Here is a 19241-nt window from a genome sequence, read left to right as displayed (position 1 = left end):
CTCTGCCTGCCGCACCGCCCCAGGAGGCTGCGGCGGGCCAAACTTGCCATACGGACGGACGAAAACGCCGTTCCGGTGTTCGCATGATGCGAACTCTTAACATGAGTAGGGCAGGTTCGTGGCCGACGTCGACAAGGACTCGAAGACAGAAGAGGCCACAGAGAAGAAAATTCGCGACACGGTGGAGAAGGGCAATCTGCCAGCTTCCCGCGAAGCGCCGATCCTGGCTTCCCTTCTGGCGTCGATGGCCTTCATCGCCTTCTCCGCCCGTGATGCCGGCAGCGCCCTTCTCAACAATTTGAGGAGCACGTTCGAGAATCCGAGCCAATGGAACATCGAGAATGGTACGGATGCGCTGCAATTCCTGCACATCATCGGGCTACAGGCCAGCTACTTCATCCTTCCCGCCGCCGGGTTCTTCATCGTCGGCGGCGTTCTGGCCTCTGTCCTGCAGAACCCGCCGCAGATCAATCTCGAGCGCATCCGCCCGAAGATGCAGAACATCTCCATCGTCTCGGGCTGGAACAAGCTGTTCGGCATGCGCGGCTTCACCGAATTCGGCAAGTCGCTGTTCAAATTCGGCGCCATCGCCATCATCGTTGGCTCGATGCTCGTCAATGACCTGCAAGCGACGCTGAAGACGATGTTTTCCGACCCCAACCTTCTCCCCGAAACGCTCCTCACCCTTGCCATGCAGCTGTTGTCGGCGGTCTCGATCGCGACGATCTTGCTGGTGGCTGCCGATCTCTTCTTCTCGCGGGTGCTCTGGCACCGCGACCTGAAGATGTCGAAGCAGGAGATCAAGGACGAGATGAAGCAGGCCGAGGGCGATCCGATGGTCAAGGCGCGCCAGCGCCAGATCGCCCGCGATCGCAATCGTAAGCGCATGATGTCCGCAGTGCCCAAGGCGACGGTCGTCATCGCCAATCCGACCCACTACGCCATCGCGCTGCGCTATTCGCGCGAGGAGGGCGGCGCCCCGATCGTCGTGGCCAAGGGCGTCGATCTCATTGCCTTGAAAATCCGCGAGATTGCCGAGGCAAACGGCGTTCCGGTGATCGAAGACAAGCTCTTGGCAAGGTCCATGTACGATCATGTCGAAATCGACCAGATGATCCCGCAGCAGTTCTTCAAGGCCGTCGCGGAACTCATCTACTTCCTGCAGTCCCGGGCGTCCGGGAAACTCGGCGCAGGCGGTGGCTGACCCGTCATTTGAAACGTCAGACGTCGTTGCTGCACGGCCGACCCGGACAGATCGGTCGCGCCGCCATCCATCCGCCGGCAGACTGGCGGATCAATAGAGGCGTGCCGCGGCGATAGCCGGACGCCTGAAATATGAATGTTCGCGCGCCATGGGCGCCGACATCGCTGGCTTTGGGTGGTGGTATGGGTTCTCACTTCATGTTGAATCTCCGCAACAAGCATACCATCGACCGTGAGAGGATTCTCGCCGAGGGTATCGAGCAGGTCGTGGCGGAGCTTCGGCTCGTGGAAGTGGTCGACTACATCGCCTTCCTTCGGATGGAGCGGCTCGGCAACGTCGCCGACATCGTCAACTCGTCCAGTCAGCTCTTCCTCAAGACGGGCACGCTTCGCTTCGGCGGCGAGGGGGACGTGCATCTGGCCTGGGGCGGCGTGCCGACGATCGACCTTGCCATGGAGTTTCACCATCGCGGCGTCAGCGCACACTTTCGCCTGGGGCTGGCGGCTTCCAGCGCCTCGGTGACGATTACCTTCATCGCCTTCGAAAACCCCGACGCCAGTCCCGAGGATCAGACCGAAATGCTGCGGGCCGCGGTCAAGGCTGCCCGCATCGGCCGGGCCGGCGTGGCCTGAGGCTTTGCTGGCGGGTAGGGCGCTCGGCCCTCCCGCGCCAAGCCGGGAATGCGCTTTGGGTGCGGCGACTTTGGCCGGCCCGACACGCAGTCAATAAAAGGCCCGCCGGCTCCCCTGGAGCCGGGCGGGCTTTTGACGTTTCAAGCCAGGCGGCTGTGCTGCCGCCCGGAGCTGGCGCTCGATTGATGGGCGCCCTCGCGACGCTTTGCAGCGTTTGGGCGATCTATCGCGATCGCCCAAACGCCAGGTCAGGGCTTGCCGCACCGGAGAAGGCGAAAAACCGGTTGCCGATTTTCCGCCAGACGCTTTAGGCCGCGATCGCGGCTGAACGCTCGGGAAAGCAATGGGGAACGGAGAGGATGCTGACGATGCGGCCGTCGATCATGACGAGCCCGGACACCGAGTTCTGAGACTCCCTGTGCCCGACATCGGGCGTCGGCTGGATCATCGCGGCATTGATGGTGATGATGTCGCAGACCGCGTCCACCAGGAGACCCAGCATTCGGTCGTCGACCTGAACGACGACGATGACGGCGGACGGGCCGGACTCCACCGGCGCCAGGCCCAGCAGCTCGCCGAGGTCGATGACCGACAGGACCACGCCCCTGAGATTGATCATGCCCTTCACCGACGGCGGCGCGTGCGGCATGGGCGTCGAGGACATCCAGCCGCGGATCTCGCGCACGCTCATGATGTCGAGGGCAAATTCCTGAACCCCCACGCGCACGGAGAGCAATTCGGAACCGAGGGTTTTTGCCGCGATCGGGCCGTCCAGACGCTGTGCCATATCAAGTCTCCGCAGGGGCCATCGGTCGCCCGAGCCTCGCCGTCCGGTCCTTGGAGGGCCTCGGCGTGGCTTAACGAGCCGACAGGTCATCTTGAGGCTGAAATGTCTAAGGATTCGTGACTCTCGGCTGGGTCCCGGACACGGCTCGCCTTCCGCCGCCGGCGCCCGCCTTCGCGCTGCCGCCACGCCAGCCTCTCCCGGTAGCAAGCTTCGGACAAGTGCACCGCCGTAGAAGTTGGCTCGTCATCATGGTGGTGATTGGGGATTCCATTGACCGACATCTATCTCTTTGGACTTTCGTCGCGCCGGGCGGAATGGCTCTCGAACCGGCAGACGATCGTCGCTGAGAACATCGCGAACGTGAACACGCCGGGCTACAAGTCCAAGGACATCCAAGGCTTTTCGGACACGATGCAGTCGACGCAGCTGGCCATGGTCGGCAGCAGCCCGATGCACATGGCCTCCGCCAGCGGGCGTTCGGTCGATGTCGAGGAGCGGCCGGAAAACGAATGGGACGTCACCCATTCCGGCAACTCGGTCACGCTCGAGCAGGAGCTGCTGAAGTCGGGCGAGGTCTCGACGCAGTACACGCTGAACGCGTCGATCGCCAAAGCCTTCCACCGCTTCTTTCTAACCAGCGTCAAGGGTTGATCACGATGTCGGATCCGATCATTTCCAGCCTGCGGATCGCCGCAAGCGGCCTCGAGGCCCAGTCGAACCGGCTGCGCATCGTTTCCGAAAACGTCGCCAACGCTCGCTCGACCGGCCTCACACCGGGCAGCGACCCCTATCAGCGCAAGACGGTGACCTTCCAGAGCGAGGTCGACCGCCTGAGTGGCGCCGAACTCGTCAAGGTCGCCGATTACGGCACCGACCGCTCCCCCTTCACCATCGAACACGATCCGGGCAATCCGGCGGCCGACGCCAACGGCTACGTCAAGATGCCCAACGTCAACATGCTGGTCGAGATGGCCGACATGCGCGAGGCCAACCGGTCCTACGAGGCCAATCTTCAGGTGATCAAGCAGGCGCGCGAGCTGATCAACGTCACCATCGACCTTCTCAGGAGCTGACCCCCATGATCCCCGCCATTAGTTCCGCGCTGTCGCGCGTCGAGACCCCCCGCATCGACAGCGGCATGACCACCGGGCACAGCGCCGGCATCGGCGCAGGCGCTGCCGGCCAGCCGGACTTCGCCTCCGTCATGGCGCAGGTGACGACCAATGCGGTCGACACGATCAAGAATGCCGAGGCCGTCTCGGTCAAGGGCATCAACGGCGAGGCCTCGACACAGTCGGTGGTCAACGCGGTGATGGATGCCGAGCGGACGCTGACCACCGCCGTCGCGATCCGCGACAAGGTCGTCTCCGCCTATCAAGAACTGTCACGGATGGCCATCTGACGCCTTTGTCGGAAGAGGATTAAATTGATGAGAGCTTTGGCCATTGCCGCGACCGGCATGAATGCCCAGCAGACGAACGTGGAAGTGATCGCGAACAACATCGCGAACATCAACACCACGGGTTTCAAGCGCTCGCGCGCCGAATTCACCGATCTGCTCTACCAGGTCGAGCGCATGCAGGGCGTTCCGGCCCGCGGCGGCGAGGGCGTGGTTCCCGAGGGCGCGCAGATCGGCCTTGGCGTGCGCACCGCGGCGATCCGTTCGACGCACATTCAGGGAACGCTGGAGCAGACCGGCAACACGCTCGACCTCGCCATCAACGGTAACGGCTATTTCCAGATCACCGGTGCGGGCGGCGAGACCCTCTATACCCGCGACGGCGCGCTCAACACGAACGACCAGGGCCAGATCGTCACCCTCGACGGTTTCCTCGTCGATCCGCAGATCACCGTCCCGGTCGACAACGTGACGCTGACGGTCTCGAGCACCGGCGAGGTCTATTCCAAGAACACGGTCGGCGAGCCGACGCTGCTCGGGCAGCTGACGCTGGCCAACTTCGTCAACGAGCCAGGGCTCGAGGCCCTCGGCGGCAATCTGTTCAAGGAAACCCTGGCCTCCGGCGCACCGACCGCGGGCGTACCCGGCGATCCCGGCTTCGGCGTGATTCACCAAGGCTATCTCGAGGGATCGAACGTCGATCCGGTCAAGGAGATCTCGGAGCTGATCTCGGCGCAGCGCGCCTACGAGATGAACTCGAAGGTCATCCAGGCCGCCGACGACATGTCGAAGGTCATCTCGACCGGCCTGCGCTAGCCCCGCTCCCGCCGTCGGCTTCGGTCGCCGGCAGGCTTGCATCGCGGTTGTCCGGCCCTTGGGGCCGGCCCGCACTGTCACAATGTCCCGACACGAGGAGCCGGCCAATGGAATGGGTATCGAAGCGCGAACGGCTGGTCGTCTGGCTCTACGGCGTCGGCGTCCTCGTCGCCGCCCTCGTCCTCCTGTCCATACCCGTGCGGGCGCTGGCAGCCGACATCGATCTGCCGGTGCCCTCGGTCGTCATCTATCCCGGCCAGGTCGTTCTCGACCGCGGCGTTTCCTCGGCAAGGTTCAAAATCCCCGGCGCCAATCTCGCGGCCTATGTCGTCGAGACAGACATGCTGACCGACAAGGTCGCGCGGCGCACGCTCCTGCCGAACAAGCCGATCATGCTCGCCGATCTGAAGACCCCCGACATCGTCAGGGCGGGCGTGCCTGCCACGATCGTCTACCGCGAAGCGGGCGTCTACATCGCCGCTCTCGGGACGCCGCTTGCATCGGCCGCCGAAGGTGAAGCTGTGCGGGTCCGCAATACCGACAGCGGGATTACCGTTTCCGGGATCGTCGCCGCCGACGGTTCGATCGAGGTGCAGGCCCAATGAGACGCATTCTGAACTGGCTGCTCGTGGCGAGCCTCGCCTTCGGGCCCGAGATCGCCATGGCCGCCGATTATGCTGGCGGCCCGGGCGGATCGTCGTCGGTCGGGACGTCCTATCAAGGCGAGGCCGGCATCGGCGCCCGCGAGAGCTTCGACACCGTTCGGCCCGGGCGCGACGCGCTCAGCTCGACCGGGGTGCGCATCAAGGATGTGACGACCATCAAGGGCGTGCGCGACAACCAGCTCGTCGGCTACGGTCTCGTCATCGGCCTGCAGGCGACGGGCGACTCGTTGCGCAACTCGCCCTTCACCGAACAGTCGCTGCAGTCGATGCTCGACCGGATGGGAGTCAACGTGCGCACGGGCAACCCGCGCACCAAGAACGTCGCGGCCGTCGTCGTCACCGCGGACCTGCCGCCCTTCATCGGCACCGGCTCGCGCATCGACGTCTCGGTCTCCTCGCTCGGCGACGCCTCGTCGCTGATGGGCGGCACGCTGATCATGACGCCGCTCTACGGTGCCGACGGCGAGATCTACGCCGTGGCGCAGGGCTCGCTCGCCGTCTCCGGCTTCACCAGCCAGGGCACCAGCGAAAGCCTGACCCAGGGCGTCCCGACGGCCGGCCGGATTGCCGGCGGCGCCATCATCGAGCGGGAGGTGGCGCGGGCGACGGTGGAGACCGACCAGATCACCATGGAACTGCGCAATCCCGACTACCGCACCGCGATCCGCGTCGTCGACGCGATCAACGCCTTCGCCATCCGTCGCTACGGCAAGCCGGTCGCCCGCGAGAACGACCTGCGCACCATTCTTTTGACCCGGCCGGCACGGCTGTCGTCGACCCGCTTCATCGCCGACATCAGCGATCTGCCGATCCAGCCCGACATGACCGCAAAGGTCGTCATCGACGAGCGGACCGGGACCGTGGTCATCGGCAACGAAGTGCAGATCTCGACCGTCGCGGTCACCCAAGGCAACCTGACCGTCCGGATCACCGAACTGCCCTCCGTCTCGCAACCGGCAGAGTTCACGGACGGACAGACGGTCGTGACAGCGCAGACCCAGGTCGTCGCCGAGCAGGAAGGTGGAAATTTCGCCTATGTCGGCGGCACCGACCTTGCCACCGTCGTTCGCGGTCTCAATCGCCTCGGGCTGAAGCCGACCGGCATCATCGCGATCCTCCAAGCAATCAAAACGGCCGGGGCTCTCCAGGCCGATCTGGTGGTGCAGTGACATGACAGAGATCTCCCAGTTCCTGCCGTCGGCCCGGTCCCTGGCCACCGTCTGTCTTGCCGCATTGCTCGCCACAGCGGCTATGCCGGGCGCGGCAAGCGCCCAAGGCAAAGCCAGCGAAAATCCGGTGCCGCCGGGCCCGCCGAAAGTGCGGATCATCGGCGCGGACGGCAGCGTCTCCACGAACGAATCGGCCGAACCGCAGAGCGACGTCGAGCGCTACTGCACCAATATCAGCGATCCCGCCAAGGATGCGCGCGCGGCCCTGCAGACCCAGCGGCTGCAGGAACTGGAAACGCAGGTCACCGCGAAGATCGATGCGCTCGAGGCCAAGCGCAAGGAATATCAGGACTGGCTGAAGCAACGGCAGGACTTCATCGAATCGACCTCCTCGGTGATGCTCGACATCTATGCCGGCATGAAGCCGGATGCGGCGGCGGCGCAATTGGCGGGCCTCGACCGCGGGACCGCGGCGTCGCTGATCGCCAAGATGAAGCCGCGCACGGCGAGTGCGATCCTCTCCGAAATGGCCGCACCCGTGGCCGCCGAGATCGGCAGTGTGATCGTTCTGAAGACCAACAAGGCGCTCGACGGAGCCAGCACCGCTGGCGGCCAGTCCAGCGCAGCCGCAGGCCAGGGATGACCCTCGTGAAAATGACAAGTGTCCTGGCTCTCCTGATCCTCGGGGGCTGTTCCACTGCCCGCCAGGACTTCCTGGTGGAGCCGCGCCTTTCCGCGCCCGGAACCGGCGTCAACGCCTATCCGACGCTGATCAATCCCGCCCAGTTCCCCGCCGAGCGGCTGCGCGGCCAGCGCAACTCCCTCTGGGTCGACAAGGATTCCAATCTCTTTCGAGACGCGCGGGCGCTGAACAACGGCGACATCGTCACGGTCAAGATCGAGATCAAGGACGGGGCCGAGATCGACAACAATTCCAAGCGATCGCGCGATGCCAGTACCGATGCCGGCGTCGACTTCGACGGAACGCTCGACGCCACCTCGCTCGGCACGCTCGGGGCCTCGCTCGGGATCAACAACAAGACGACCACCACAGGCAAGGGTAACGTCAAGCGCTCGGAGAAGATCGACCTGTCGGTCGCCGCCGTGGTGACGCAGGTGCTGCCGAACGGCAATCTCTACATCACCGGTCAGCAGGAGATCCGCGTCAACTTCGAGGTCCGGGTTCTCACCATCGCCGGCATCATCCGGCCGGGCGACATCCTGCCGGGTAACACCATCCCCTATGACCGCATCGCCGAGGCGCGGATCTCCTACGGTGGTCGCGGCCGGCTGACCGAGGTGCAGCAGCCGGCCTGGGGCCAGCAGATCGTCGACCAGGTTCTTCCTTACTGAGCGCGACAAGGCTGATGTGCTGATGAGCAAAGGGGTGCGGGCCAGGTCCGCGCCCCTTTTTTCTTGTCTGTGAAGGCCTCGCCGACCCTCGGGGAATGCCCGTCAGTACTCCTTAAGATCAGGTGAATGCGTCCATCTGCGGCAGTTCCGGCGCAAGGCCGGGGATAGCTTGGCGGGCTATTTGTCGGACTGCGGGGAGGCCATGACGGCTTTGTTCCCCCTGATGCGGCCCGCCGCCTCAGTCTTCCTATGAGGGAAAAAGCATGTCCGATCTCAGCGGAGACGCGCTCGTCGCCTCGATCCTCGCCGATGGCGAAGCGGAGGCGGCGCCGAAGAAGGAAAAGCTGCTGCCGCTGATCGCCGTGGTCGGGGTTCTGACCCTTGTCGCCATCGCCGGCGGCGCCGGCCTCGGGATCATGCTCGGCAGCAGCGCACCGCCGCCCGTCGCCGAGACGCCGGCTGCCGCCGAAGCGCCCGCCGCCGCCGAAGCGCCCGCCGCCGCCGAAGCGCCCGCTGCCGCCGACGCGGCAGCCTCCGACAAGACCGCGCCGGCCCCGCTGACGCAGATTGTCAAGCTCGAGCCCGTCGTGACGAATGTGTCGTCGCCGGCCAAAGTCCTCGTCCGCGTCGAGGCGAGCATCCTGATCGATCCATCGAAGACGACCGAACCCGACGTTGTCGCGGCACAGGTGCAGAGCGACACCCTCACATTCCTGCGCACGCTGGATCTGGCGCAGATCGAGGGCTCCCGCGGCCTTCTGCATCTGCGCGAGGATCTGCGCGAGCGGGCCATGCTCCGCTCGCCTGCCGTCACCGACTACCTCATCCAGACGCTGGTCGCACAGTGAAGAGCGCAATCGTCCCGCTTCTTGCCGCGGCAATCCTCCTGGCGGCCGCGCCGGCATTCGCCCAGGACGTGGGCGGCGATCTCGCCGGCAGTCTTTCCTCGCTGATCCCGGCCGGTGACTCCGCGGTCTCCGGGCGCATCGTGCAGCTCTTCGGCATCGTCACGGTGCTGTCGATCGCACCAGGCCTTCTCGTCATGGTCACGTCGTTCACGCGTATCGTCGTGGCGCTGTCGATCCTGCGCACCGGGCTCGGCCTGCAGTCGACGCCGGCGAACCTGATCCTGATCTCGCTTTCCCTGTTCATGACCTTCTTCATCATGTCGCCGACCTTCGACCAGGCCTGGCGCGAGGGCCTGAAGCCGCTGCTCGCCAACGAAATCACCGAGCAGGAGGCCTTCACCAAGATTTCCGACCCGTTTCGCGACTTCATGCTGACACAGGTGCGGCCGAAGGACCTGCAGCTGTTCAGTGGCATCAGCGATGCGACCAGCCGCGACCGTGTGGAACCCGCGCCCTTGCCGGGCGGCGACCAGGGGGCAGGGGAGGGTGAGATCGTCGACCTGCGCATCCTCGTCCCCGCCTTCATGATCTCCGAACTGCGCCGCGGCTTCGAGATCGGCTTCCTGATCGTCCTGCCCTTCCTCGTCATCGACCTGATCGTGGCGACGTTGACCATGTCGATGGGCATGATGATGCTGCCACCGACGATCATCTCGCTGCCCTTCAAGATCCTGTTCTTTGTCCTCATCGACGGCTGGAACATGCTGACGGGATCGCTGGTGCGATCCTTCTTCTGAGCGGTCGGCGGAAGGGTGGGCCCCCGTCGCACCGCCCGACCGCCCGGCCGGCAGTCGCCACCCCGTGATCCGCCGGGCGCGCCCTTTCGGCGCGCTCGTCCTCGTCGCTCCCCCATCCTGTGGCGATAAGGCGTTCGCGCGCAGGACCTCACGCATCGGATGCGTCCTGGGCGCCGTCTGACGAGGCTCTTCCCCGTCAGGCTTTCTGACCCCGCGCTTGCCGGGGTCCGTGCTCCGCAATGGCCGCAAATGCCCAGGCGACAAGTATCGTCCGCGCCGTGGAAACGCCTCGCGCCTTTGCCGCCATGCCGCTCGCCGAGACATGACCGCCGGCCCTGCCTCCATCATCAGCCAGTGGCTGGCCGAGTCCCGCTCCACGGGCATGAAAGCCTTCCTTAACCTCGTTTCCATCGATAGCTCACTGATCGAGTTGGGGCGGTGACGCGGTGGTTTATTGGCTTTGAATTTTACGCCGCATTAAGCCATGGCGCCTAGTTTGAGGTCATAGCGGATTGGTCGACAGCCTGAGAGCACCGACCATAGGCATGACGCCGAGCCGCTATGCTGGCAGAGATCCAGCCTGTCCCCCTTCGTTATACGGGACACAATTCCATGACCTCCATCAATTTCAACGCTTCCGCCACGACCGCTCTGCGCACCCTGCAGCAGACGAACGCGGCGCTCGAGACCACGCAGAACCGCGTCGCCACCGGCCTGAAGATCGGCTCGGCCAAGGACAACGCCGCGTATTGGTCGATCTCGACCACGCTCCAGTCCGACAACAAGTCGCTCTCGACCGTCAAGGACGCGCTGAACCTCGGCGCCGCCACGGTCGACGTCGCCTATCAGGGCCTGAACAAGACCAAGGAAGTTCTCGACGAGATCAAGTCGAAGCTGACTGCCGCCAGCCAGGACGGCGTCGATCGCGCTGCCATTCAGTCGGAAATCAAGGAACTTCAGAATCAGCTGAAGTCCATTGCCACTTCTTCCACCTTCTCGAATGAAAACTGGCTGTCGGTCAATTCCGGTACGGCCAGCTACAACGCCGCCAAGACCGTCGTCTCTTCGTTCCAGCGCGATGCCGCCGGCAATTTCAGCATCAACACCATCGACATCGACACCAGCACCTTCGCGCTGATCGACGCGAGCGGTTCGGGCGAAGCCATCCTCGACGCCGGCAAGTCCGGCAATGCGCTGGTCGGTGGCCTCGAGGCCATGACCGCTGCGGCAGTTGGCACTGCAACGTCCGGTGCGTCCGTCGCGGCAGCACCATTCGTCTATACCGCCGGCTCGGGTGGCGGTGAAGATCAGTCGGCCGAAACCTTGGCCATGGCGATTACGATCGACGGCGCTTCGTTCGGCTTCACGCTGACGGACTCGACCACTTTCGACACGCTCGACGAATTGGTCGTCCAGATCAACCAGCGGATCGGCGGCGCGGGTACTGCTTCCGACGACGGCACGGGTACGCTCCAGATCGTCAGCTCGACGACGGGAACTGCTTCGACGGTCAACATCACCGCGGCGGTCTTCACCGGGACCGGAGCTGTCGCTGCTACCCTGGCGGGCGTCACTGACGGCGACACGTCGACCTTCGGCACCGCCGTTGCCGCAGTCTCCACCATGGCGGTTTATGGCGTCGGCACCACGATCGTTCTCGATGAAAACGACTCGATCGGCCTGCAGGTCGAACTCAACGGTGCCGCTTCCAAGACCGTAACGATCGACCGCGCGACGGTCCTCTCGGCTCTCGGAGCGGCCTCGGAAGGCAAGATCACCACCGTTGGCGAATATGCCACCGTCCTCAACAAGGCCTTCGAGAATGCCGGCCTCGGTGATGTGACGGCGACTGTCAATGGCGGCGCCATCGAGTTCACCAGCACCGTTCTCGGCGCCGAGTCGTCGATCAACATCAGCTCGGTTGCCCCGAACGCTGGCGTCAGCATCCTCGACATCGACGTGTCTTCGGCAACGGACGTTGAACTCGCCCGGTACCTCAATGCCGTGAGTGATGCGACGACGAAAGTGACTTCGGCCGCCGCCACGCTCGGTGCGGTTTCCTCGCGTATCGACCTTCAGACCGAGTACGTCACCAACCTGATCGACACCATCGACAAGGGCGTCAGCGACCTCATCGACGCCGATCTGAGCGAGGAGTCCACCCGACTCCAGGCTCTTCAGACCAAGCAGCAGCTCGGCATCCAGGCGCTGTCGATCGCGAACTCGTCGACACAGAGCGTTCTCAGCCTTTTCCAGTAGGCCGTACGGAACCTAACAACACTCCAGGTGGTGTCTTTCTGAACTAACCCACCGCACGGCTGTGTCCTTTGCGCCTCCCGGACCCTTTTGGGCCCTGGGGGGCGTCTTCGTTTGCGGCCATGCGCCCGCCGCGATGCAACAATGGCGGCAGGGTCGGTCGGCGGTCGGGCGTCTCCGTCCCGCCTGAGGCCGGTCGCCGTCCTTGACGAGGGCGCCGAAACTGCGCCTTGCCCGGCCCGGAAAGCGTTGATGCAACGGCGATCGCCGCCTGCCTATGTTTCAGACAAATCGTCAGTCCGACTGAGGAGTTAACCGCCGCTTAAATCCCATCACGTCCGCACAAGCTTCGACCGTCATTTTGCCCGCAGTGCAAACCGTGCAGGAAGACAGGCGGCTTATGGCTATGATCGGCGGCGTCCAAGCCCAACAGGTCCTCGACAATCTGAGTGCGCTCGGCGCACGAAAACTCGGCATGATGGCAATTATCGGCTTTCTGGTCGTTGCCGTCGTCGGCCTTGGGGCCTTCTATCTCAGCCGTCCCGACATGGAGACACTGTACACGGGTCTCGACCGGCAGGACGTGACGCGAATCGGCTCCGCCCTGACCGAGGCCGGCATCGCCTTCGACATCAATTCGGCCGGCGACACGGTCATGACGCCCTTCTCGCAAACCGCCAACGCCCGGATGCTGCTGGCGGAAAAGGGCCTGCCGCGCTCCGAGAATGCCGGCTACGAGCTGTTCGATGCGCTCGGCTCGATGGGCCTGACATCCTTCATGCAGGAGGTGACGCGGGTCCGGGCCATGGAGGGTGAACTCGCCCGCACCATCCAGACCCTCAAGAACGTCCGCGCGGCACGTGTCCATATCGTCATGCCCGAGCCCGGCACTTTCCGCCGCGAGACGCAGAAGCCCTCGGCCAGCGTCGTGATTCGCACGGAAAATCCGGAAGGTTTCGGCTCCGCCCAGGCGATCCGCCATCTCGTCGCCTCATCCATTCCCGGCATGAGCGTCGACGAGGTCACCGTGCTCGACACCGACGGATCGCTTCTTGCGTCGGGCGACGATTCGGTCTCGGCGGCACCGTCCAAGCTGATCGGTATCGAGGGCACGGTCTCGCGCAGCGTCGAGGCTTCGATCCGGCAGACCCTCGCTCCCTATCTCGGCATCGGCAATTTCCAGGCAAGCGTCACCGCAAGACTCGACACCGATCGCAAAAACACCAGCGCCCGCATCTTCGATCCGGAAGGCCGGGTCGAGCGCTCGGTCCGTACCGTCAAGGAGACCGGCCAGAGCTCCGACAAGGCCGCCAACGCAGCGGTCGGAGTCGAGCAGAACCTGCCCGAGGAGGCCAATGCCGAAACGGCCGGCAACGAGTCCTCCGAGGCCAAGGAGCGCCGCGAGGAACTGACCAACTACGAGATCAACGAGACCACCACGCAGACGGTCAGCGAAGGCTACGACGTCAAGCGTCTCAGCGTCGCCGTCGTGATCAACCGCAAGCGTCTGCTCGAAACCCTCGGCACCGATGCGACGCCGGTGCAGATCGACGAGGCCCTGGCCAAGATCAAGCTGCTGGTGGCATCCGCCGCCGGCTACAGCGAGACCCGCGGCGACCAGTTGGAAGTCACGGCCCTCGAATTCGTCTCCAACGGCGAGGAACTGGCGCCGGTCGAGTCCGCCGGACTTGGCGAGATGTTCATGCGCCAGTCTGGAACGCTGATCAACGCGCTGACCGTGCTCGTGGTCGCGGTGCTGCTCATCTGGTTCGGGCTGAAACCGGCCATCCGGGCTCTCGCCGCCCCGAACAATGCTGCCGACGGCAGCGCCATCGAGCTCGAGAATGCCGGCATGGCGGGCGAGTTCGGCGGCGAGATGAACGGCATGCTGGGCAACGAGATGGCCGGCAACCTCTTCGGCAATGACGGCATGGATGCTGGCCTTCTCGAAGACCTGACCCGCAGCCAGGCGAACTCGCCGCAGTCCCGCCTCGAGAAGCTCATCGAATTCGACGAAGCGCAGGCAGCGTCGATCCTGAAACACTGGATCCACCAGAAAGAGGCGGCATAAGACATGATTCCTCTCGCCCAATACTTCGCCGAATCCGGCAACGAAGAGTTCACCCCGTTCCAGAAGGTCGCCGTGCGCAAGCCGGCCACCCCGATCAGGCGCAAGCCCGAGGGGCTCACCGTCCTGCCGCCCAAGGCTTCGGTGCGGCCGCTGGCGGCAGCCCTTCAGACGGCAAACGGTCAGGGTCTGCAGCCGTCCGCCGAGCCCCGCATTTCGCTGCGTGAAGTCGAAGCCGAAAGGGCCCGCTGGCAGGCCGAGCGCGAGGCCCAGGCCGTAGCGCTCACGAAGGCCGTCGCCGCGGCCCGCGAGGCCGGCACCGAAGCCGGCCGCGAGGAGGCCCGCAAGGAGATGGCGGCACAGTCGGAGGAGCGCATCGAGGCGATCCGCCAGGAGATCGCCAACGACCATGGCGTCGCTTTGGTCAGCACGCGGGCAGAGTGGACGCAGGAACAGTCCGATCGGCTGGCCGATCTCCTGATCCTGCAGGTCGCGATCCTCGAGGAGACGATCAAGCTCAGCCTCAACAGCGTGCTGCGGCCGTTGGCGCTCGACGCGCGGCGCCGGCAGACGCTCGACGACCTCGTCGGGGCGGTCAAGACCATCGCTCTCGACGGCATGGCCTACAAGATTGCCGCCAGCGGGCCCGCCGACCTTCTCGAGATGCTGGAGGGCCGGCTCGGCGACCACGCCAAGCTCTTGTCCTTCGAGCCCGATGATACCCAGGCCGACATCCGCATCGCCGCCGACAACACCGTGATCGAGACCCGTCTCTCGTCCTGGCGGCTGGCGCTCGAAGAGGCGCTCTCGTGAGCCAGACCAGCGCGGCCGCACCGGTCGTCAACCAGATCATCGTCGTCAAGCGGGGCGGCAACCAGGAGGAGGCGCACCATGGCGGCGCCTGGAAGATCGCCTTCGCCGATTTCATGACAGCGCTGATGGCGCTGTTCCTCGTGCTCTGGCTGACCAATGCCTCGGACGACGCGACCAAGAAGCAGATCGCGCAATACTTCAACCCGATCAAGCTGAACAGCTCGGTGCCGGAGACCCTTGGCCTCAGCAATGGCGAGAACACGCCGACCAAGCCAGTCTCGGTCGATTCGAAGGGGGAAGTGGAGGACGGCGGCAATCCCGATGAGAAACCGATGAGCGGCAGCGCGACGGGAGGGCAGGAACAGGCCCTGTTCCGCGATCCCTTCGCGGTGCTGGCGGAAATCGCGGCGGAAGGCGGCCCTGGCGTCCAGGATGGCGTCTCGGGCGTACCGGACGGTTCGGGTCTTCCCGGACTGAACGGCGGCGAGGCCTATCGCGATCCCTTCGATCCCTCCTCCTGGCAGCTTTCGCCCAATATCGACGAAAAGGCCGCCAAGGACACCGCAATGGCGCCGCAGGAATTCAAGGTGCCCGAGCCGCTCCCGCCCACGACAACGGTGGCCGAGACCACCAACAAGACGGTGGTCGAGGTGACCAAGCCCGCCGAAGAGAAGCCTGCGAGCCCTGCCGCGACTCCGGAAAAGCCAGCCGAGGCGGTTCTCTCGGAAGCCGAGAAGCTGAAGGCCGAGATCGAGGAGTCGCTGGGACCTTCGGATGGCCCGGGTGTCGAGGTCACGGTCGGCAAGGACGGCGTCAAGATCTCGCTCGCCGACAGCCTGACTTCCGGCATGTTTGAGGTCGGCTCGGCCAAGCCGACGCCGGACGCTCTGAAACTCGTCGAGTCGGTCGCCAAGATCCTGTCGGAGCGCAAGGGCGTGGTTTCGATTCGGGGGCATACTGATTCCCGTCCCTATGCGGGTGTCGAGTACGACAACTGGCGCCTTTCGTCAGCCCGCGCGCAGTTCGCCTACTACATGCTGGTGCGCGGCGGTCTTTCGGAAACACGGGTAACCAGCATCGAGGGCGTCGCCGACCGCGACCCCAAGGATGCGGCCAATCCGGAAAGCGCCCAGAACCGGCGTATCGAGATCCTTCTCAAAGAGCCCACTACATGAGGCGATTGTTATTGCTGACCGCGTCTGCGCTGGCCCTTGGCCAGGGCTGCCCTGGCGTGCGCGCGCAGGAATCTGCCGAGCAGCGCTTCCTGACGGAGGTGCTGGCCGGGTCCGATCTTTCCTCCGACATCGCTCCGGCCTATCGCCTGGGAACCGGGCGGATCAGCGATGCGGGCAGTGTGGCGATCGACCCGATCACGACCGGTCAGATCGCGCCCGGCGTCGGCCACGGGACGGCCAAGGGGGCCCCTCTGTTGCAGCCGATTCCCGGCGAACCGATCAATCTTCACGGTGCCCTGCCGCCCTCGCTGATCCCCCCCGACATGATGGCGTCGGAGCAGGGCACCCCCTCCGCCGCTGCCGAGGAAACACCGTCGGCGGAGCAGGGCGAGGGAGAGAATCCGGCCAAGGCATGGCCGACGGCCCGCTCGCCGATGCCGTTCGACATCATCCGGACCGTCCAGTTCCTGCAGGATCAGATCGCCCGCGGCAACGGCAGGGCGATCCAGGTGCAGGCGATGCTGCTCAGACGCTTCGGGCCGACGCTGGCCGAGGCCGATGCCGAGATCTGGAAGGACGGGCGCAATGTTCGCGCCGCCGTCCTGTTCGTCCTCAGCGGCGGACCGCCGGAAATCCTGCGGCGGCTGATGGCGCGCGGTGTCCTCGATCCCGCGCAGGAGAATCTCTTCAAGGGCGCACTGGCCTATGTCGAGAACGATCTCTCCGGCGCCGAGACGATCCTGTCGGCACTGGACTTCGCTGGCATGGAACCGGGCCTCGAGGCTCACCTCAATCTTGTGCTCGGACAGTTGCAGCAGCTCGACAAGCCCAAGGAGGCGATCGGGCATCTCGACCGTGCCCGGCTGCTTGCGCCGGGCGGCCTGATCGAGGAGGCGGCCTTGCGGATGGAAGTCCTCCTCGTCGATGAACTCGGCGACCATGCGGCGGCTGATCGCCTGGCCCGGCAGTATTTCGATCGCTTTTCCTCCTCGTCCTATTCGCAGAACTTCGAGGCACGGTTTGCGGCCGTCTTCGCCAATCGCGGCAAGACCGACGCCGCCGCCGTCCTCGCCACCATGGTGGACGTGACGAACCGTCTTCCCGACGCGAACAAGCGCGCGATCTTCCTCACGGTCAGCCGCCGGGCTCTGGTGGAGGGAAATCTCGAATTTGCCGCCGGCGCCGTCGCTGCAGTTTTGTCGACATCCGACATCCCGGAGCCCGACAGGCAGCGGGCGACCCTGTATTCCGTCGCCGCGACGATCGGCAAGGCTTCGTCCACCGAGATCGCCGCGGGGCTTGCCGGCATCGATCGCTCGCTCCTGCATCCGGAAGACGTCAAGCTGCTCGATGCGGCGACCTCGGTCCTCGGTGGAATCGATACGCAACCCATGATGGCCGCGGCAGATCAGCCTGGCGAAACCGCCAGCCAATATGCCGAGACCTCGCCGGTCTTCGACCGCGCACAGCAACTACTCGACGTGGTCAACCAAGACCTCGGAAAGGCCCAACAGTGAGAATTTCTGCCAGTCCCCCGTCCTTCATCGAGTCCGGACCCGCCGCCAGCGTCGGCAGTTCCGACGGGGAATACAGTCGCCTGTTTGACAAAGCCGTTCGCGACGTCGCGAAGGAGACGTCGACCAGGAAGAACTTCCTGAACGAGGAGCGCGCCGCCGGTCAGTCCGCCGACGACAAGGCGGCAGACGCCGATACGAACGGTAAGATCGCCCGTTCCGCGGCCCAGCATCAGACGAAGGCGGTGATGGAAAAGGCAGCGCCTGCCGCTGCCGCCGATGCCCGCGGGGAGAGCGCCCGTCAAGACGTCGCCGCAGACAGTGCCGACGCCGAGAGTGATCGTCTCACGACCATCGACGCCCTCGGCCGTCTTCTCGGCGGCGACTTCTCCGCGGCGGCGTCGCCGACCACCGCCGAATCCATTGCATCTGCGTCCAGCGACGGCGCCGCTTCGTCGGATTCTGTCGCCTCGCAGGCACGGCCGGCCGTCGTCACGCCCGGCGTCGACGGCTTTGAACTCGCCGGCAACGTTGCGGATGTCGCGGACAAGGCCCGGGGCAAGGTGTCACTCGAAGTCGTGCATATGGAGACCCATTTCGAACCGCGCTCGGACGCTTTTGTGCTCGTCGAGGGAGAAACTCCCGCGGCGGTCGCCGCAGAGACAAGGATCGATGCAGATGCCAAGAGCCGGCGTTTGCCCGTCCCGGATGCCGGCACGGCTGCGTCTGCTGTCTCCAAGCTGCCGATCGCATCGGACGCGCCTGTACGAAACGTCGCTCCGCGTACCGATGCGCCTGCCGTGCTCCAGATGCGTGCCGCCATCGATGGACAGATCAAGGATGCACGGCAGCTGGCCGCCGCCGCCGGCGCGGCACGGACCGACGGTGTCGAGCCTGCCGATGCCGACCAGCCGCGGCTGAGCTTCGAGGAAGCGCTGGCCCGGCTCGGCGATCCTCGCGGATCGGACGCGGCTTCCGTCGACGAAGACACCAGACGCGACCGAGGCGCGCAGTTCTCCGCTCGCGCGGACGGCCAGGCCCGTGGTGTGAATGAGAACATCGCGCGGGGAACGATATCGGCTCCTTCCGGAAAGGCCGACGAGGGCGCGCCTGCGGCGCTGTTCTTCCCGTCCATGACCGGACAGGTCGCCAGCCGCGTCATCGATGCCCTCGGCTCGGGTCTCACCAGCGCGCGGGCGCCCGATGCTGCGCCAGGCAACGCCTATGTCAGGCTGACTGCCGGCGGCGCCGCCCTGAAGACGCTGACGATCCAGCTACAGCCGGAAGAGCTGGGACGGCTCGACGTGACCATGCGCCTCGTCGAGGGCCAGTTGACGCTCGAGATCGCCGCAACGGAGGCCGGCACGGCGAAGGTTCTTGCCGAGGACCGCGAAGGGCTGCGCAAGCTCCTCCAGCACGCGGGCTTCTCGCTCGACGATACCTCGATCACCATCGTCAGCCGCGATGTCGGTGCCACCCAGGCGCGAACTGCTCCGACCGAAGCATCGGCCCAGAACGGCTCGCGGACAGGCTCCGACGCGGGATCGCAGGCGGATGACGGGGCTTCTGCCCACTCCGGCGGCGGACGAGACAACAGCGGGAACGGCGACGATCGCCAGAATGCGCGTCGCCAGTCCGCCGCGGACCGGGCCAGCGCTTCCTTGAAGGCCGCCTCCACCTATCTCTGATCGCTCCGGCCTTGCCTTCCGCCCGTCGGGAGGCGGCAGCAGCGACCGGGTTCCCCC

General features: G+C 65.2%; 19 protein-coding genes. 18 read left to right on the top strand and 1 reads right to left on the bottom strand.

Annotated features, from left to right (window positions below):
- Nucleotides 1-118: 118 nt before the first annotated feature.
- On the top strand, nucleotides 119-1204 hold the full coding sequence (flhB, locus tag Sa4125_RS17395; protein WP_223999905.1) for a flagellar biosynthesis protein FlhB: 1086 nt from the start codon (nucleotides 119-121) through the stop codon (nucleotides 1202-1204).
- A gap of 197 nt (nucleotides 1205-1401) precedes the next feature.
- On the top strand, nucleotides 1402-1836 hold the full coding sequence (locus Sa4125_RS17390) for a hypothetical protein (RefSeq protein WP_223999904.1): 435 nt from the start codon (nucleotides 1402-1404) through the stop codon (nucleotides 1834-1836).
- Between the two features lie 307 nt (nucleotides 1837-2143).
- On the opposite strand, the gene Sa4125_RS17385 is transcribed toward Sa4125_RS17390, so the two are convergent.
- Nucleotides 2144-2623, bottom strand: a complete 480-nt coding sequence (locus Sa4125_RS17385) for a chemotaxis protein CheW (protein ID WP_223999903.1) — start codon at nucleotides 2621-2623, stop codon at nucleotides 2144-2146.
- A gap of 270 nt (nucleotides 2624-2893) precedes the next feature.
- On the opposite strand from Sa4125_RS17385, the gene flgB reads away from it, so the two are divergent.
- The 16 genes from flgB to Sa4125_RS17300 all read left to right on the top strand — a co-directional run bounded on the left by flgB (nucleotide 2894) and on the right by Sa4125_RS17300 (nucleotide 19184).
- Nucleotides 2894-3274 carry a flagellar basal body rod protein FlgB gene (gene flgB / locus Sa4125_RS17380; RefSeq protein ID WP_223999902.1) on the top strand — a complete coding sequence of 127 codons (381 nt, stop codon included), beginning with the start codon at nucleotides 2894-2896 and terminating at the stop codon, nucleotides 3272-3274.
- A gap of 5 nt (nucleotides 3275-3279) precedes the next feature.
- Nucleotides 3280-3696, top strand: a complete 417-nt coding sequence (gene flgC, locus Sa4125_RS17375; RefSeq protein WP_223999901.1) for a flagellar basal body rod protein FlgC — start codon at nucleotides 3280-3282, stop codon at nucleotides 3694-3696.
- A 5-nt stretch (nucleotides 3697-3701) separates the two neighbouring features.
- Nucleotides 3702-4025: a flagellar hook-basal body complex protein FliE gene (locus Sa4125_RS17370; protein ID WP_223999900.1), complete on the top strand. Its 324-nt coding sequence runs from the start codon at nucleotides 3702-3704 to the stop codon at nucleotides 4023-4025.
- 27 nt (nucleotides 4026-4052) lie between these two features.
- Entirely contained in the window at nucleotides 4053-4838 is a 786-nt protein-coding gene (gene flgG, locus Sa4125_RS17365; RefSeq protein WP_223999899.1) for a flagellar basal-body rod protein FlgG, read from the top strand.
- A 107-nt stretch (nucleotides 4839-4945) separates the two neighbouring features.
- Entirely contained in the window at nucleotides 4946-5443 is a 498-nt protein-coding gene (flgA, locus tag Sa4125_RS17360; protein ID WP_223999898.1) for a flagellar basal body P-ring formation chaperone FlgA, read from the top strand.
- The gene (flgI, locus tag Sa4125_RS17355) at nucleotides 5440-6672 is read left to right on the top strand and encodes a flagellar basal body P-ring protein FlgI (protein WP_223999897.1); all 1233 of its coding nucleotides are present in this window, start codon (nucleotides 5440-5442) and stop codon (nucleotides 6670-6672) included. Before flgA ends, flgI begins: the two co-directional genes overlap by 4 nt.
- A 1-nt stretch (nucleotide 6673) precedes the next feature.
- Entirely contained in the window at nucleotides 6674-7315 is a 642-nt protein-coding gene (locus Sa4125_RS17350; protein ID WP_223999894.1) for a MotE family protein, read from the top strand.
- A complete protein-coding gene (flgH, locus tag Sa4125_RS17345; protein WP_223999892.1) occupies nucleotides 7312-8025 on the top strand; it encodes a flagellar basal body L-ring protein FlgH in 714 nt (237 codons plus the stop codon). Before Sa4125_RS17350 ends, flgH begins: the two co-directional genes overlap by 4 nt.
- Nucleotides 8026-8288: 263 nt before the next feature.
- Nucleotides 8289-8873: a flagellar basal body-associated FliL family protein gene (locus tag Sa4125_RS17340; protein ID WP_223999890.1), complete on the top strand. Its 585-nt coding sequence runs from the start codon at nucleotides 8289-8291 to the stop codon at nucleotides 8871-8873.
- Between the two features lie 32 nt (nucleotides 8874-8905).
- On the top strand, nucleotides 8906-9670 hold the full coding sequence (gene fliP / locus Sa4125_RS17335; RefSeq protein ID WP_224007910.1) for a flagellar type III secretion system pore protein FliP: 765 nt from the start codon (nucleotides 8906-8908) through the stop codon (nucleotides 9668-9670).
- A 612-nt stretch (nucleotides 9671-10282) separates the two neighbouring features.
- The gene (locus Sa4125_RS24285) at nucleotides 10283-11929 is read left to right on the top strand and encodes a flagellin (protein ID WP_275967455.1); all 1647 of its coding nucleotides are present in this window, start codon (nucleotides 10283-10285) and stop codon (nucleotides 11927-11929) included.
- A 397-nt stretch (nucleotides 11930-12326) separates the two neighbouring features.
- Nucleotides 12327-13997 (top strand): flagellar basal-body MS-ring/collar protein FliF, encoded by a 1671-nt coding sequence (gene fliF / locus Sa4125_RS17320; RefSeq protein WP_223999888.1) that lies wholly within the window; start codon nucleotides 12327-12329, stop codon nucleotides 13995-13997.
- Nucleotides 13998-14000: 3 nt separating this feature from the next.
- Nucleotides 14001-14807, top strand: coding sequence for a hypothetical protein (locus tag Sa4125_RS17315; protein WP_223999886.1), 807 nt, complete (start codon nucleotides 14001-14003; stop codon nucleotides 14805-14807).
- Complete coding sequence (locus Sa4125_RS17310) at nucleotides 14804-15982, top strand: MotB family protein (RefSeq protein WP_223999884.1); 1179 nt, start codon at nucleotides 14804-14806, stop codon at nucleotides 15980-15982. Before Sa4125_RS17315 ends, Sa4125_RS17310 begins: the two co-directional genes overlap by 4 nt.
- A gap of 11 nt (nucleotides 15983-15993) precedes the next feature.
- Nucleotides 15994-17499 (top strand): hypothetical protein, encoded by a 1506-nt coding sequence (locus Sa4125_RS17305; protein WP_223999882.1) that lies wholly within the window; start codon nucleotides 15994-15996, stop codon nucleotides 17497-17499.
- Entirely contained in the window at nucleotides 17496-19184 is a 1689-nt protein-coding gene (locus tag Sa4125_RS17300) for a flagellar hook-length control protein FliK (protein ID WP_223999880.1), read from the top strand. Before Sa4125_RS17305 ends, Sa4125_RS17300 begins: the two co-directional genes overlap by 4 nt.
- Nucleotides 19185-19241 lie beyond the last annotated feature (57 nt).

This window comes from Aureimonas sp. SA4125 (assembly GCF_019973775.1).
In the GTDB taxonomy this organism is placed as follows: Bacteria; Pseudomonadota; Alphaproteobacteria; order Rhizobiales; family Rhizobiaceae; genus Plantimonas.
The sequence above is the reverse complement of the archived record's forward strand: the minus strand, read 5'-3'. Positions and strand labels throughout refer to the sequence as shown.

Coding starts and splice junctions, on each gene's coding strand:
- Sa4125_RS17390 (WP_223999904.1), top strand. CDS start 1,402: ATGTTGAATCTCCGCAACAAGCATACCATCGACCGTGAGAGGATTCTC.
- Sa4125_RS17385 (WP_223999903.1), bottom strand. CDS start 2,623: ATGGCACAGCGTCTGGACGGCCCGATCGCGGCAAAAACCCTCGGTTCC.
- flgC (WP_223999901.1), top strand. CDS start 3,280: ATGTCGGATCCGATCATTTCCAGCCTGCGGATCGCCGCAAGCGGCCTC.
- Sa4125_RS17370 (WP_223999900.1), top strand. CDS start 3,702: ATGATCCCCGCCATTAGTTCCGCGCTGTCGCGCGTCGAGACCCCCCGC.
- flgG (WP_223999899.1), top strand. CDS start 4,053: ATGAGAGCTTTGGCCATTGCCGCGACCGGCATGAATGCCCAGCAGACG.
- flgA (WP_223999898.1), top strand. CDS start 4,946: ATGGAATGGGTATCGAAGCGCGAACGGCTGGTCGTCTGGCTCTACGGC.
- flgI (WP_223999897.1), top strand. CDS start 5,440: ATGAGACGCATTCTGAACTGGCTGCTCGTGGCGAGCCTCGCCTTCGGG.
- Sa4125_RS17350 (WP_223999894.1), top strand. CDS start 6,674: ATGACAGAGATCTCCCAGTTCCTGCCGTCGGCCCGGTCCCTGGCCACC.
- flgH (WP_223999892.1), top strand. CDS start 7,312: ATGACCCTCGTGAAAATGACAAGTGTCCTGGCTCTCCTGATCCTCGGG.
- Sa4125_RS17340 (WP_223999890.1), top strand. CDS start 8,289: ATGTCCGATCTCAGCGGAGACGCGCTCGTCGCCTCGATCCTCGCCGAT.
- Sa4125_RS24285 (WP_275967455.1), top strand. CDS start 10,283: ATGACCTCCATCAATTTCAACGCTTCCGCCACGACCGCTCTGCGCACC.
- fliF (WP_223999888.1), top strand. CDS start 12,327: ATGGCTATGATCGGCGGCGTCCAAGCCCAACAGGTCCTCGACAATCTG.
- Sa4125_RS17315 (WP_223999886.1), top strand. CDS start 14,001: ATGATTCCTCTCGCCCAATACTTCGCCGAATCCGGCAACGAAGAGTTC.